Origin of the sequence: Nonomuraea sp. NPDC005692 (assembly GCF_040631115.1) — a bacterium.
Lineage (GTDB): Bacteria > Actinomycetota > Actinomycetes > Streptosporangiales > Streptosporangiaceae > Nonomuraea.
This window is the reverse complement of sequence record NZ_JBEXYU010000051.1, coordinates 13,379-28,069: the sequence shown is the minus strand read 5'-3', so window position 1 is coordinate 28,069 and position 14,691 is coordinate 13,379. Positions and strand designations below refer to the sequence as shown.

Here is a 14,691-nt window from a genome sequence, read left to right as displayed (position 1 = left end):
CGCGGTGGTCACCCGGCCGCCGCGTCCGGCGGCGCGTCGTGGGCCGTGGCGAAGGCCAGCAGGGACGCCGCCGTCCGGGCCGGGTCCTCCAGCATGGGGGAGTGCCCGGCCCCGGGCAGCAGCTCGACGGTCGCGCCCGGGACCGTCCGGTAGCCGGCGGCCGAGGCCGAGCGCCATCTCCGGTCGTCCTGGCCGAAGATCACCAGCAGCGGCTTGCCGAGGACGGCCAGCCGGTCGGGCAGCGTGCGCTGCCGCAGGTACGCGTCGGCGGCCTTCGAGGTCGTGGTGAGCGAGTGGTAGGTGAGGCCGCGCACGTCCTCGACGAGCTCGGGCGGGATCCGGTAGCCGGGGCGGCTGAACGCGGTCGCCAGGCCCCGCAGGAGGAGGCCGTCGGTGCGGAACCGCCACAACAACTGCCCGGCGACGGGAACGAACAGCAACTCGCCGACGAACCCGTCGGAGATGAAGGCGTCCAGGCGGGGCCCGGAGTCGACGAGGGCGAGCGCGGTCACCAGGTCGCCTCGCTGCTCGGCGAGCGCGGTGGCGACCGAGCCGCCGGGCGGGCCGGGGTCCGGACCTGTTGGGAAGTCATCATGGCGACACTGTCGCGGGTCCCCCGCCCCGCCGGCTTGTACGAATGTCCCCGGCTGCCCCCGGTCAGGCAGTCACCGGTTCAGGCCACGTCCCGGCGCAGCGGCCGCAGGACGGCGGCCGCGCTCGCCAGCGCCGCGTACACCAGCAGGACCAGCGCCCCGGCGGCCGGTGACAGCAGCCGGACCGGCTCGCTGGACAGCTGGGCGGCCAGCGCGTCGGCCACGGCGGTGAAGTCGGTCAGCGCCGAGGTCGCGCCGCCGGGCAGCCACGGGTACAGCTCCCGCACGCCGGGGATCATGATCAGCGCCAGCTCGCCGCCGTACAGGTAGCCGATCACCACGCACAGCGCCGCGACCTGGTTGCGGATCAGCGCGCCCATGCCCACGCCGAGCACCACGTAGACCGCCATCGCCACCCCTTGGCGGGCCAGCAGCGCCACGATCGTCCCGGCGGGCAGGCCGAGCTCCGCGCCGCGGGCCGCGGCCACGCCGAACAGCGCCGCCCCGGCCGCGCCGGCCAGCACCAGCCCGTACGCCAGGCCCGCCACGGCGTAGGCGAGCAGTTTGGCCACCAGCACCCGCCACCGGTCAGGCGCGAACAGGAAGGTGAAGTTCACCGTGCGGTGCCGGTACTCCGACGTGACGGCGAGCGTCCCGACGGCGGCCGGCACGAAGGCGGTGAACCCGAGGAACCCCAGGACGGCCCGCACCCCCGCCTCGGTGTCCAGCCCCGGCATGGGCGGCTCGAAGTTCTCCGGCCCGACCAGGGCCAGCAGCCCGATCAGACCGCCCCCGAGCAGGACGGCCGTCAGCGGCAGGCCCCACCACATCCTGGTGGCCAGCAGCCGCCGGAACTCCGCGCGCACGAACCCGGTCATGCCGCCGCCTCCCCGCCCGTGCCGGCGCGTTCCCGCGTGCCCGCCGCCTCCCCGCCCGTGCCCGGTCGTTCCCGCGCGCCCGCCGCCTCGCCGGTGAGCCCGAGGAAGAGCCGTTCCAGGGTCGGGCGTTCGGTGGTCAGGCCGTGGACCGGCAGCCCATGCGCCGCGGCCAGGGCGGCGACCCGCGCCGGATCGAGGCCGCGGACCCGCAGGTCGTGCGGGCCGGCCACGTCCGCCAGCTCGGCCACGTCCACCAGCTCCGCCTCGGCGGCCAGCACCGCGCGCAGGGCGGCGGCGTCGGGGGTGCGCACCAGCACGTCCGGCTCCGCGCCGCACAGCTCGCGCAGGGGGCCGGCGGCCAGCAGCCGCCCCCGCCCGATGACCACCACGTCGTCGGCGACCTGCTCCACCTCGGCCAGCACGTGGCTGGAGACCAGCACCGCACGCCCCTGCGCGGCCATGTCGCGCAGGAACGAGCGCAGCCACGCCGCCCCCTCGGGGTCCAGGCCGTTGCCCGGCTCGTCCAGCAGCAGCACCCGGGGGTCGCCGAGCAGGGCGGTGGCCAGGTTGAGCCGCTGCCGCATCCCGGTGGACAGGGCCCCGGTCGCCCGCCCGGCGGCTCCGGCCAGGCCCACCAGGCCCAGCAGGTCGCCGACCCGGCGATCGGGATGGCCGCCCATCGCGGCGTAGACGCGCAGATGGTCGCGGACCGAATGGCGGGGATGGAAGGAGGCGGCGTCGAAGGTCGCGCCCACCACGGTGGTCGGGCGCGGCAGGTCACGGTAGCGGCGCCCGCCGATCGTCACGGCGCCGCGGGTGGGGGTGACGTGGCCGACCATCATGCGCATCGTCGTGGTCTTCCCGGCGCCGTTGAGACCGAGGAACGCGGTGACCGCCCCGGGCCGGACCGTGAAGCTGAGGTCGTCGACGGCGGTCAGCGAGCCGTACCGCTTGGTCAGGCCCCTGACCTCGACGCCGGTCACGCGACCACCGCCCGTACCGCGGCGGCGACCCGGCCCGCGTCGGGGACCGAGACCACCACCTCGTCGAACTCGCCGCCGGACGCGGCGCGGTCGAGCAGCAGGTGCACCGCCGGCGTGTCACCGGTCACCGACACCAGCTGCCGCCGTCCGCCGAACAGGCCCCACACGCCGATCTTGACGTGCCCCGCCACGCTCAGCCCCTTGCGCGCGCCGCGCGGGACGCGCAACGGGTCGCCCGCGACCCGCGCCTCCCGCACGGACGCGAGCGGGCACGTGTACCGGCCGTGACCGGTGAGGAACCGCTCCCAGCGGCCGAACTCGATCGTGACCATGCCCTCGTCGACCCTTACCGTTGCCACAGTTCAGCCTTCCTTCAGGGGGAGCAGGACCGTCGCCAGCAAGCGCGGCGTACGCCCCCCTCCCGGCTCGTTCGCCAGCAGGGGCCGCACCAGCTCGGCGAACCCCGTGGCGAAGGCGACGAACTCCTCGTCGTCCAGGTGCAGGACCACCTGCTGGTATCCGGCGCCGTCGGCGGCCAGATCGACGCGCTCCCGGTCGAGGTAGCGCGCGAACTCCGACAGCAGGCTGCCGGCGAACGCGGTGAAGTACCGCGCGTGGTCCTCCGCCGACGCCGCCGCCAACGCCTCGGCGGACGGCGTCAGGCCGCCCTCGGGCACCGCGTAGACCCGTTCGGTCGCGCCGCCGACCTTGTGCTCCTCGACCACCTCCAGCATCCCGGCCTTGGCCAGCGTCGCGATCTGCCGGTAGAGCGTCGCCTGCGGCACGTCGGGCAGCAGGCCCGCCAGGTCGGAGGGCGTACGGCGGCCCCCCGCGACGGCGCGCAGGATGCGGATGCGCACGGGATGCAGCGCCAGCTCGGCCCAGCGCTCTGTCGAGGTCGTCACACGTCACACGTTATCATTATCGAGAATGAGAATGACAAGAACGGGGCATTTCCGCATGTCAGCGGCCTTGCGGGGGTATGTGGCGCCTGAGGGGGACCCGGTGATGGGAGCGGCGGTCGGATATCAGGCGGCGTTCGAGGCGCTGCCGTGTCCCTGCATGCTGCTCACCCGGGGCCAGGTCGTGCTCGCCGTCAACGACGCCTACCTGCGGATGACCGGCCAGGACCGGGCGGAGGTCGTCGGCCGGGCCCTGCTCGGCGCGGCCCCGGTGCTCGCCGATCTGAGCGGGTCGGGGGCGGCGAAGGTGCGCGCCTCGCTGGAGCGGGTGGCCGCCACCGCCACCGGCGACGTCGTGCCGCTGCTGCGGGAGGACTGGGATCCGCCCGGCCGGCGCCACTGGCGTCTGGCGAACGCCCCGGTGCTCGACCCGTCGGGCGAGGTGAAGGAGATCGTCGTCGTCTTCGGGGACGTCACCGGGTCGCTCGAACCCCGGCTCGCCACCCGTCCCGACGGCCGCGTCTCCGGACCCCTGAAGCCGGACGCGCTGCTCCACCAGGCCTACCGCCAGGAGCAGCAGAAGGTCTCCATGCTGCACGAGACGATCGAGCACCAGCAGCGGTTCGTCTTCGACGCCGCCCACGACCTGCGCAACCCCATCACCGGCCTGCTGACCGAGCTGGAGGAGGCCCTGTCCGACCCCGGCGCCGACCTCCGCCGGACCCTGCGCAGCCTGCACCGGGACGCCGAGCGGCTCAACGACATCGTCGGCGACCTGCTCGCCCTGGCCCGCCTCTACACGGCCCCGCCGCCGGGCGCCGACCTCGTCGATCTGGCCCGCCTGGTGGTGGAGGAGCTGGACGCCCATCCGCCGAGCGCGTCCGTCCTCACCCGGCTGGAGGAGGACGTGGTGGTCCGCGCCTCGCGGGTGCGGCTGGCCCGGCTGCTGTCCAACCTGGTGGCCAACGCCGAGCGGCACACCAGCAGCAGGATCGAGTTCGTGGTCGCCGCCGCGCCGCCGTACGCGGTCCTGGAGGTCATCGACGACGGGCCCGGCATCCCGGCCGAGGAGCGGGAGCGCATCTTCCACCGGCTGTACCGGCAGGAGCAGGCACGTTCACTGGACGCGGGCGGCTCCGGCTTCGGCCTGCCGATCGCCCGCGAGATCGCCCACGCCTACGGGGGCGACCTCTTCGTGGCCGACCACCCGGGCGGCGCCCGCTTCGTCCTGAGGCTCCCGCTGGCGACGTGATCGTCCTCGGGATCGACGGGCTTATGTCGATGCTCAGCCATAAGTCGTGCGCCAGTCGGCGAAGATAGACTTGGGCTCCTCTGAAGTGGCTGCCGTCATCGGCGGAGAGGCTGGTGTTGACTCTGGACACGCTCAACGGCGCGACGGCGGGGGCCGGCGCGCTGCTCTCCCTGCTGCGGGAAGGGCCTCCGCGCACCCGGACCGAGCTGGTCCAGCTCACCGGCCTGGCCCGGTCCACCGTGTCCCTGCGCCTCGACGCGCTGCTCCGCCACCGCTGGGTGCTGCCCGCCGACGAGGCCATCTCCTCGGGCGGGCGGCCCGCGGCCATGTTCGCCTTCAACCGCACCGCCCGGCTCGTCCTGGCCGCCGACCTGGGCGTCACGCACGAACGGGTCGCGATCACCGACCTCGGCGGCACGGTGCTGGCCGAGCGCACCGCCGACGCGCCGATCGGCCAGGGCCCCGAGGCGGCGCTCGGGCGGCTCGCGCACACGTTCACCGACCTGCTCGACGAGAGCGGGCGCGACCTGGCCGACGTGTGCGGGGCGGGCATCGGCCTGCCGGGCCCGGTCGAGTACCCGACGGGGCGCCCGGTCAACCCGCCCCTCATGCCGGGCTGGGACCGCTTCCCGGTGCCGGAGTGGCTGGGGGAGCGGCTGGGCGTGCCGGTCTTCGTGGACAACGACGTCAACATCATGGCGCTCGGCGAGCAGCGTGCCGGGCGGCAGGCGACCGGCCAGCTCGTCTTCGTCAAGATCGGCACCGGCATCGGCTGCGGCGTGATCTCCGACGGCCGCCTCCACCGGGGCGCGCAGGGCGCGGCCGGCGACATCGGCCACATCCGCGTCGCCACCGCCGACGACGGCGTGCTGTGCCACTGCGGCAACGTGGGCTGCCTGGAGGCCCTGGCGGGCGGGGCGGCGCTGGCGGCCCGCATCTCGGCGACCGGCGTGCCCGCCGCGGGCGGCCGGGACGTCGTCGCGCTGCTGCGCGCCGGCAACCGCGACGCGGCCCAGCTCGTCCGCCAGGCCGGGCGCGAGATCGGCGACGTGCTGGCCACCATCGTGAACTTCTTCAACCCGGCCGCGATCGTGATCGGCGGCGACCTGGCCGACGCCGGTGAACACCTGCTCGCGGGCGTGCGCGAGGCCATCTACAAGCGCTCGCTGCCGCTGGCCACCCAGCACCTGCGCATCCAGGTCAGCGAGCTGGGCGACCGGGCGGGCGTCATCGGGGCGGCCGTCATGGTGCTGGAGCACGTCCTGGCCCCGGAGGCGGTCGACAGCGCCCTGGCCGGCTGACCTCGTCCGCGAAGCGCCCCGCCGGCCCGCGCAACATCCCAGCCTGGGGAGTGCGACGGAGGAGTTCGAGGTCCGCAAGATCCGAACGCCACAGGGCCGCAGGAAGCCGACCCGTGAGCGGGAGGCATGCTCCCGCCTCATGGATCAAGGCTTCAGCAGCATGGAAGCGTGCCGGAAAGTCCCGCCGGTCAGACGACCGGCGGGACCTCCGTCTGGCGTGTCCCGCTACCTGCGGGAAGACGAACGCGTCCATATCGCCGACCGGGTGCGGGAGAAGGTCTCGATCCGCGAGATTGCCCGGGAACCCGGGCCGTGCGCCCTCCACCCTCAGCCGGGAGATCCGCCACAACCGGCACCCCACCACCGGCCAGTACCGGCCGCAGCGGCTCAGGCCCGAGCTGACGCGCGCCGGCCCCGCCCCAATCCCAGCAAGATCGGGCCGAACCCGGAGTTCGGACCTACGTCCAGGACCACCAGCGCCGGCGCCGCTACAGCACCCCGATGGTCATGATCAGTGAGCGGCCCGCCGAGGTCCATCTGCCGCACGACCACACTGGGCTCAGTATGCGCGATGCCCTGCTGGACTCCGTCGCGAGGCTGCCGGTGCATCTCAGGCGCTCCCTGACCTGGGATCAGGGCAGCGAGATGGGCCGCCGCTCCGAGTTCTCCGTCGCCGCCGACATGCCCGTCCACTTCTGCGACCCGGCCGGCCCGTGGCAGCGCGGCTTCAACGAGGACGCTCGACTGGGACACCCCAGCCGAGCGGTCGGCCATGCTGCTCGCCGTCGTGGCTGAGGTGTCCACGAGTGATGCTGACCTGCGGGATCGGGACGATTCAAAGATCGCTTTCCGGACTCGCGACGGTTAGATCGTCAGGTGGTGTTGCGATATGTCCACATTTCGGCCATCTGTCCATTCGCCACCCGAGCCAGCCAGATCAGATCCGTCCCCGGCGTATTGAGGTCCTGTCCTTGATGAACGCTGCCAATGGCTGCGATCCGATCAGCGTCAGCAAGGATGCGTTCAATGTGGAAGTGAAGGTCTGGCTGCGCCGCCTTGATCTGCTCAATCGCCCGTTGCACGCCTGCTGGGCCGACCACCTCGGGGTGGGCGTGGTCGATCCAGCCTTCGCTGAGGATGTCGGGGGCGGCGGAGACATCGCCGGTGTTCCACATGTCGAAATAGCGTTCCACAACCTGCTTGGAGGTTGTGGCGACGGCTTCGTTCATCACCGTTGTGCTCCCATCCGGTTCCGCTGTGATGTTGCGCCCACCCTACGGCGGACATGTCCGCGATGATCGCCTGGTCGCCGACTCGACCGTCCGCCGGAGTGCAGCGCTGCGCCTACTGCCGATCGCGAGCGTTCCGGCCACGGGCCGAATTCGTTTCGTCTAGGTCTTAACAGACTTTCGTTGACAATCATCAAAAGTCAGATCTACTGTCGCGATCTACAAAGGTTCTTCGATCGCCCGCCAATGGAACCCTCCTTCCCGGTCCACCCCCCACGGAAAGGGAACCTCCGCGATGCCCCCCAGCAGGTCCACCCGTGTCTCCCGATGGACGGCGCGCGCCGGCGCCGTCCTCCTGGCCATGTCGAGCGCGGTCGTGCTCACCGTGGCCGCCCCGCCCGCCCGCGCCCACGCCGCCATCGACCCCGCCGACTACCAGCGCGTCGAGCTGGCCAAGGGCGTCGCCGAGATGGGCGAGCCGATGACCATGGCCGTGCTGCCCGACCTGTCGGTGCTGCACACCGCGCGCGACGGGACGCTGCGCCGCACCGACGCCCAGGGGCTGACCACCGTGGTCGGGGCGCTGCCCGTCTACACCCACGACGAGGAGGGCCTCCAGGGCGTCGCCGTGGACCCCGGCTTCGCCGCCAACCGGACCATCTACCTCTACTACGCCCCCCGCCTGAGCACGCCGTCCGGCGACGCGCCCGCGACCGGCGCCGACTGGTCGGCCTGGCAGGGCGTCAACCGCCTGGCCCGGTTCACCCTCAGGCCCGACTGGACGCTCGACACCGCCTCGCAGCGGACGGTGCTCGACGTGGCCGCCGACCGCGGCATGTGCTGCCACGTCGGCGGCGACATGGACTTCGACGCCCAGGGCAACCTCTACCTGTCCACCGGCGACGACTCCAACCCCTTCGACTCGGCCGGCTACGCCCCCATCGACGAGCGCCCCGACCGCAACCCCGTCTACGACGCCCAGCGCAGCGCCGGCAACACCAACGACCTGCGCGGCAAGATCCTGCGCATCAAGGTGAACCCCGCGGACGGCACCTACACGATCCCCGCGGGCAACCTCTTCCCGCCGGGCACCGCGCGGACCAGGCCCGAGATCTACGCCATGGGCTTCCGCAACCCGTTCAGGATGACCGTGGACAAGGCCACCGGCGTGATTTACGTCGGCGACTACGGCCCCGACGCCGGCAGCACCGACCCGGCCCGCGGGCCCGCCGGACAGGTCGAGTTCGACCGCGTCACCGGCCCCGGCAACTACGGCTGGCCGTACTGCACCGGGACCAACACCCTGGCCGAGACCTACAACGACTACACCTTCCCCTCGGGCCCCTCGGGCCAGAAGTACGACTGCGCCACGGGCGGTCCGGCCAACGACTCGCCGCGCAACACCGGCCTGGCCAAGCTCCCGCCCGCCAAGCCCGCCTGGATCAGGTACGGCGGCGACGCCGGCTCGCCGCCCGAGTTCGGCAGCGGCTCGGAGTCGCCGATGGGCGGCCCGATCTACCGCTACGACGCCGCGCTCGACTCCGCCGTCAAGTTCCCCCAGGACCTCGACGGGCACTTCTTCGCCGGCGAGTTCGGCCGCAAGTGGATCAAGGCGATCGACGTGGCCGCCGACGGCACGCGCGGCGAGATCGCCGCCTTCCCCTGGACCGGCACGCAGGTGATGGACCTGGCCTTCGGACCCGACGGCGCGCTCTACGTCCTCGACTACGGCTCGGGCTACTTCGGCGGCGACGCCAACTCCGCCCTCTACCGCGTCGAGTACATCAAGGACCGGAACCGCTCGCCGGTCGCGGTCGCCAAGGCCGACCGGACGTCCGGGAAACTCCCGCTCACCGTGGCCTTCTCCAGCGCCGGCTCCGCCGACCCCGAGGGCGGCACGCTGACCTACGCCTGGAACTTCGGCGACGGCACCACCTCCACCGCCCCGAACCCCACCAAGACCTACACCACGGAGGGCGAGTTCACCGCCACGCTCACCGTGCGCGACCCCCAGGGCAACGCCGGAACAGCCGGCGTGGTCATCACGGCCGGCAACACCGCTCCCACCGTGACCATCGGCACGCCCGCCCCCGGGACGCTGTTCACCTGGGGCGACACCGTGCCCTTCACCATCGGGGTGACCGACCCCGAGGACACCCAGATCGACTGCGCCAAGGTGCGGATGACGTACGTGCTCGGCCACGACAGCCACGGCCACCAGATCACCTCGAAGAACGGCTGCGCGGGCGAGCTGACGATCCCGGCCGACGGCGAACACGACGACGCGGCCAACATCTTCGCCGTCTTCGACGCCGAGTACACCGACAAGGGCGGGCTGACCACCCACACCCAGCACGTCCTGCAGCCACGCCACCGCCAGGCCGAGCACTACGCGACGATGTCCGGCGTCTCGCAGATCTCCAAGGCGGCCGCGCACGGCGGCAGGACGGTCGGCGACGTGCACAACGGCGACTGGATCGCCTTCATCCCCTACCGGCTCGACGACGCCAGGACGTTCCGGGCGCGGGTCTCCTCGGGCGGCGCCGGCGGCTCCATCGAGGTACGCACGGGCTCGCCCACCGGACCGCTGCTCGGCAAGGCCGCCGTCCCGGTGACGGGCGGCTGGGAGACCTTCACCGACGTGCAGGCCCCGCTGACCGGCGCGACCGCCGCGTCCACCACGCTCTACCTGGTCTTCACCGGGGGCGCCGGGGCGCTGTTCGACCTCGACGACTTCACCCTGGCCAAGGAGGCGATGGCGGTCGGCCCGATCCGCGCCGCCGACGGCAGGTGCGTGGACGTCGCGGGCGCCAACAGCGCCGACGGCACCAAGGTGCAGCTCTACTCCTGCAATGGTACGAACGCCCAGAACTGGGCCATCGACGGCCAGACCGTCAAGGCGCTCGGCAAGTGCCTCGACGTGGCCGGGGCCAACAGCGCCGACGGCACCAAGGTGCAGATCTGGACCTGCAACGGCACGGGCGCGCAGAAGTGGACCGCCGAGGGCGGCGCGCTCAAGGCGCTCGGCAAGTGCCTCGACGCCACCGACCCGGCCCAGCTCGTCATCAGGACGTGCAACGGCGGCACGGCCCAGAGGTTCACCACGGCGACCCCCTCCGCCGGCGGCCCCGCCGTCCTGGTCTTCTCCCGTACGGCGGGGTTCCGGCACGACTCGATCGCGGCGGGCGTCCAGGCGATCAGGGATCTCGGCTTCGGCGTGACCGCCACCGAGGACCCGGCCGCGTTCACCACGGCGAACCTGGCCGCGTACAAGGCGGTCGTCTTCCTCAACACCACCGGTGACGTGCTCGACGCCGCGCAGCAGGCCGCGTTCGAGGGCTACGTCAAGGCGGGCGGCGGCTACGCCGGGGTCCACGCGGCGGCCGACACCGAGTACGACTGGCCGTGGTACGGCGGCCTCGTCGGCGCCTGGTTCGCCGCCCACCCGGCGGTGCAGAAGGCGACGGTCAAGGTCGAGGACCGCGCGCACCCGGCGACCGCCCACCTCGACGCCACCTGGCCGCGGACGGACGAGTGGTACGACTACCGGACCAACGCCAGGACCGGCGCCCACGTGCTGGCCACCCTGGACGAGTCGACGTACTCGGGCGGCACGATGGGCGCCGACCACCCGATCGCCTGGTGCAAGCCGTACGACGGGGGGCGTTCCTTCTACACCGGCGGCGGGCACACCGCGGAGTCCTTCGCCGAGCCCGCCTTCCGGCAGCACCTGCGCGGCGGCTTGGCCTACGCCACCGGCCAGGCGAAGGCCGACTGCCGACCGGAGACCGGCTACACCACCCTCTACAACGGCTCGACCACCGGCTGGGAGCAGGCGGGGCCGGGCGGGTTCGCCAACGCCGGCGGCACGCTGACCTCGCAGGGCGGGATGGGCCTGCTCTGGTACAAGGCCAAGGAGTACGCCACCTCCTACTCGCTCAAGCTGGACTGGAAGCCGGCCGGTGACGACAACTCCGGCGTCTTCGTCGGCTTCCCGCCCTCGACCGACCCGGCCTCGGCGGTGAACAACGGCTACGAGATCCAGATCGACGCCACCGACTCCCCGGACCGGACCACCGGCTCGGTCTACGGCTTCAAGGCCGCCGACATCGCCGCCCGCGACGCCGCGCTGAACCCGCCGGGGGAGTGGAACACCTACGAGATCCGGGTCGAGGGCGAACGTCTCCAGGTCCTGCTCAACGGCGTGAAGATCAACGACTTCACCAACACCGACCCGGCCCGCTCCCTGAAGAACGGGCACATCGGCATCCAGAACCACGGGGACGGTGACGAGGTGTCCTTCCGCAACATCCGGATCAAGGAGCTCGGGCCGCCCGCCGGGGACTCCGTCGTCCAGGCCGAGACCTGGGCGCAGGCGTCCGGCGTGGCCACCTACCCGCACGCGCCCGCGCACGGCGGCACCGTGCTCGGCTACGTCAACCCGGGTGACTGGGCGGCCTACGACGTGGACCTCACCGGGGTCACCGCGTTCCGGGCGCGGGTGGCCTCGCCGGGGCCGTCGGGCGGCTTCGAGATCCGCACCGGCTCGCCGGCCGGGCCGGTGCTCGGCGCCGTCACCGTGCCGAACACCGGCGGCTGGCAGTCCTACGCCGACGTCTCCACGGCGCTGACCGGCGTGCCCTCCGGCGCGGCCCGGCTGTACCTGGTGTTCACCGGCGCGAACTTCGACGTCGACGACTTCACCCTCGTCCGCGGCGCGGCCAGGACGCCGGCGAAGCGGGCCCGGTAGCCGCCGGGCCGGTGGCCGCCACGCGGACGGCCGCCGGCCCGGCCGGGGTCAGGGCAGCGCGTAGCCGAGGACCTGCTCGTGGATCAGGCCCTCGCAGCCCGCCTGGTCCGTGACCAGGTGGTCGCCGCTCGCGGCCCGGCACCGGTGCAGCGCGACCGATCCGGGCACCTGGCTGGTGTAGACGTGCCCGACCGGGCCCATCGGGAACTGCCCCTCGCAGCCGGGGTCGCGGGTGAGCATGGTGTGCGCGCCGACCTTGCACTCGTACAGGGGCACGGTGCCGGCCGCCTGGTTGCGCAGCAGCTTCCACACGCGTTCCTGGGTGAAGCCGGGCGGCAGCAGCCGGGAGCTGGCCACGTGCCCCTTGCTCGACTGGTAGCCGCGGCGGAGCTGGGTGTGGGGCAGCAGCTCGAAGCCGCACGACAACTGCGGGGGCGACAGGTCGTTCCGGTTGGCCAGCGCCCACGTGGCCCAGGCCGGCTTGGCCGAGCCGTCGGTACGGCGCAGCCCTACGCCCAGGCCGGCGGCCGTCTCGTCCGGATGGTCGCTCATGCGGTGCCAGACGTAGCTCTCGATGCCCGGCGTGCCGAGGACGTTGCGGAAGGAGTTGCACAACTGCGACGCCTGCGCGGCCTCCGACGAGGGCGACAGCGAGTTCACGCCGCTCTCGGTGAGCTGCACCTGCCAGGCCGACGGCGTGTTCGGGAACTGCTGGCGCAGCCAGCCGACCAGCACGCCGATGTTGCCGTAGGTGACCTTCGGGAAGTCGTCGGCGGAGAACTGCGGCGCCAGCAGATTCGGCGGGTAGGGGTGGTAGGCGACCCGCCAGGCCCGGTTGCCGGCCCGCGCCGCCAGGCCCTTGAGCACGGTCATGCCCGACAACAGCGCGTCGGAGGCGGCCGGCTGGTCGTAGGCGGTGCCGAAGTGGTGGTCGAGCGAGGTGAGCACCTTCGCGGTGGGCTGCTGGGCCATGACGGCGTCGTAGGCGGCGTTGTAGTTCGCGGCGATCGCGTCCAGCCAGGCGGTCGTGCCGCAGGCCGTGCCCTGGCCGCAGCCGATGTCGAACCAGGTGTTGCTGTTGACCTCGTTCATGACGACGAAGTCCGCGATGCGGCCGTTGCCGTGCTGCCCGTCGTAGCGCTGGGCCAGCATGCCGGCGAAGCGGCCGTAGTCGGCGGGGTCGTCGGGGACGCAGAACTTCTCGAACCCGGGGGCGGCGGGCGTGCAGGGACGGGCCCCGCGGGCCCAGGCCGGGGTGCCGTAGACGACGGCGGTGACGACGAGACCGCGGGCGGTCCAGTCCTTGACGGCGGCGTCGACGGCCGAGGCGACGGTGAAGCAGCGCCCGCCGAACTCCTGCGCGCCCGCCGCGCACGGCGGCGTCTTCACGCTGGGCTCCCAGTCGGCCCAGATGAGGTTCATGGCGACGCCGCCGGCGTTGTTGCCGGCGATCTCGTTCTTGTCGGGCCAGAAGTCCGGTTGCAGGCCCTTGATGCGGTAGTCGGACCTGACCGGGTACGGCAGAGCGGCGGCCGCGACGGCCGGCGCCGCGGGAAGGAGAAGTAAGAGGACGGCGGCGATACGGGCAACCCAACCCATGGGACCTCCTGGATTTAAACGTCTCAACAATGAGGCCCAGAAGGCAGCCAGGCAAGACCCGATTTCCTGCGGCTGGCCGGCTTGAAACGTCACTGGGGAACGGTCGACGCCCTGACCATGAGTTCCGGCTGGAAGACGATCTCCTGGTGCCAGTGGTTGGCATCACCCCGGGCGTCGGTGAGCAGCAGCTCCGCGGCCGCCTGGCCGAGCTGGTGCTTGGGCTGGCGGACCGAGGTCAGCGACGGCGACAGCAGCTCGGCGAACTCGACGTCGTCGTAGCCCATGACCGCCATGTCGTGCGGGACGCGCACGCCGCGCCGCTCCAGCCCGCGCAGCGCGCCCAGCGCCACCGTGTCGTTGACGCAGAACAGCGCCGTCGGCCCCTTGCGCGCGGGCAGCCGCTCCAGCGCCGCCTCGCCCTCGCGCGGCGTCAGCGCGGGCAGCGTGACCTCGCTGATCACCTCGTCGGGATCGAGCCCGGCGGCCCGCACCGCCCTGGCCAGCCCCTCGCGCCGGTCGGCGCACTGGCGCACGATCGGCGGCCCGTTGAGGAAGGCGATGCGCCGGTGGCCGAGCGCGAGCAGGTGGGCGCCGGCCAGCTCGCCGCCCCTGACGTTGTCGACCGCCACTGCGCAGAGCTGGGCGTCGGCGCCCGGCCGGTCGAGCAGCACCATGCCGACGCCGCGCCTGCGCAGCTCCACCAGGTGGGAGATGTCGGGCCCGGCGGGCGTGATGAGGATGCCCGGCACCCGGTGCTGCTCCAGGATCTGCAGGTAGTGGGCCTCCTTCTCGGCCGAGTCGCCGGAGCTGCACAGCACCAGGAGCAGCTGCTCCTGCGACAGCCGGGTCTCGATGCCCGGCAGCACCTCGCTGAAGAACGGGTTGCCGATGTCGCGCACCATGACGCCCACCGAGCGGCCGGAGCCGCCGCGAAGCTGCCGGGCCGGCGCGCTGGGCACGAAGCCGAGCGCCTTGATGGAGGCGCGCACCCGGCGCAACGTGCGCTCGGCCACCAGCTCGGGCCGGTTGAGCACGTTGGAGACCGTTCCCACGGACACGCCGGCATGAGCCGCGACGTCGACCATGCTGAGCCGGCGGCGCTCGGCCGGCTTGTGGATGTCGGTCACCGGTGGACAGCCCTTCTGGTCACCTGGCAGAGAGGGCCAGTCTACTTGTTGAAATGTTTCAGCCAAACGATCCCGCG

12 protein-coding genes are annotated in these 14,691 nt (G+C 72.8%); 4 read left to right on the top strand and 8 right to left on the bottom strand.

Going from position 1 to position 14,691, the window contains the following annotated elements:
* Positions 1–8: 8 nt before the first annotated feature.
* From ABZ459_RS49610 to ABZ459_RS49590, 5 genes are read right to left on the bottom strand one after another with little or no spacing between them, the layout of a single operon-like run.
* Positions 9–665: an alpha/beta hydrolase gene (locus ABZ459_RS49610; protein WP_357987534.1), complete on the bottom strand. Its 657-nt coding sequence runs from the start codon at positions 663–665 to the stop codon at positions 9–11.
* An 8-nt stretch (positions 666–673) separates the two neighbouring features.
* Positions 674–1,471, bottom strand: a complete 798-nt coding sequence (locus ABZ459_RS49605) for an ABC transporter permease (RefSeq protein WP_357987479.1) — start codon at positions 1,469–1,471, stop codon at positions 674–676.
* On the bottom strand, positions 1,468–2,454 hold the full coding sequence (locus ABZ459_RS49600) for an ATP-binding cassette domain-containing protein (RefSeq protein ID WP_357987476.1): 987 nt from the start codon (positions 2,452–2,454) through the stop codon (positions 1,468–1,470). Before ABZ459_RS49600 ends, ABZ459_RS49605 begins: the two co-directional genes overlap by 4 nt.
* A complete protein-coding gene (locus ABZ459_RS49595) occupies positions 2,451–2,813 on the bottom strand; it encodes a hypothetical protein (RefSeq protein ID WP_357987473.1) in 363 nt (120 codons plus the stop codon). The genes ABZ459_RS49600 and ABZ459_RS49595 overlap by 4 nt, the downstream gene beginning before the upstream one ends.
* Before the next feature lie 3 nt (positions 2,814–2,816).
* The gene (locus tag ABZ459_RS49590) at positions 2,817–3,359 is read right to left on the bottom strand and encodes a helix-turn-helix domain-containing protein (RefSeq protein WP_357987470.1); all 543 of its coding nucleotides are present in this window, start codon (positions 3,357–3,359) and stop codon (positions 2,817–2,819) included.
* On the opposite strand from ABZ459_RS49590, the gene ABZ459_RS49585 reads away from it, so the two are divergent.
* The 3 genes from ABZ459_RS49585 (at position 3,301) to ABZ459_RS49575 (ending at position 6,704) form a co-directional block, all read left to right on the top strand.
* Positions 3,301–4,608 carry an ATP-binding protein gene (locus ABZ459_RS49585; RefSeq protein WP_357987467.1) on the top strand — a complete coding sequence of 436 codons (1,308 nt, stop codon included), beginning with the start codon at positions 3,301–3,303 and terminating at the stop codon, positions 4,606–4,608. The genes ABZ459_RS49590 and ABZ459_RS49585 overlap by 59 nt on opposite strands.
* A 113-nt stretch (positions 4,609–4,721) precedes the next feature.
* Positions 4,722–5,909: an ROK family protein gene (locus ABZ459_RS49580; protein ID WP_357987464.1), complete on the top strand. Its 1,188-nt coding sequence runs from the start codon at positions 4,722–4,724 to the stop codon at positions 5,907–5,909.
* A 501-nt stretch (positions 5,910–6,410) separates the two neighbouring features.
* Complete coding sequence (locus ABZ459_RS49575; protein WP_357987461.1) at positions 6,411–6,704, top strand: hypothetical protein; 294 nt, start codon at positions 6,411–6,413, stop codon at positions 6,702–6,704.
* 77 nt (positions 6,705–6,781) lie between these two features.
* Here the strand turns inward: ABZ459_RS49575 and ABZ459_RS49570 are convergent, their stop codons facing one another.
* Positions 6,782–7,138, bottom strand: a complete 357-nt coding sequence (locus ABZ459_RS49570; protein ID WP_357987458.1) for a nuclear transport factor 2 family protein — start codon at positions 7,136–7,138, stop codon at positions 6,782–6,784.
* Positions 7,139–7,433: 295 nt separating this feature from the next.
* Here ABZ459_RS49570 and ABZ459_RS49565 point away from each other — a divergent pair, with 295 nt between their 5' ends.
* A complete protein-coding gene (locus ABZ459_RS49565) occupies positions 7,434–11,888 on the top strand; it encodes a ThuA domain-containing protein (RefSeq protein WP_357987455.1) in 4,455 nt (1,484 codons plus the stop codon).
* Positions 11,889–11,936: 48 nt separating this feature from the next.
* On the opposite strand, the gene ABZ459_RS49560 is transcribed toward ABZ459_RS49565, so the two are convergent.
* Together ABZ459_RS49560 and ABZ459_RS49555 are read right to left on the bottom strand one after the other, a co-directional pair.
* Positions 11,937–13,487, bottom strand: coding sequence for a DUF5722 domain-containing protein (locus ABZ459_RS49560; RefSeq protein WP_357987452.1), 1,551 nt, complete (start codon positions 13,485–13,487; stop codon positions 11,937–11,939).
* 89 nt (positions 13,488–13,576) lie between these two features.
* Positions 13,577–14,614 carry a LacI family DNA-binding transcriptional regulator gene (locus ABZ459_RS49555; RefSeq protein WP_357987449.1) on the bottom strand — a complete coding sequence of 346 codons (1,038 nt, stop codon included), beginning with the start codon at positions 14,612–14,614 and terminating at the stop codon, positions 13,577–13,579.
* Positions 14,615–14,691: the final 77 nt, after the last annotated feature.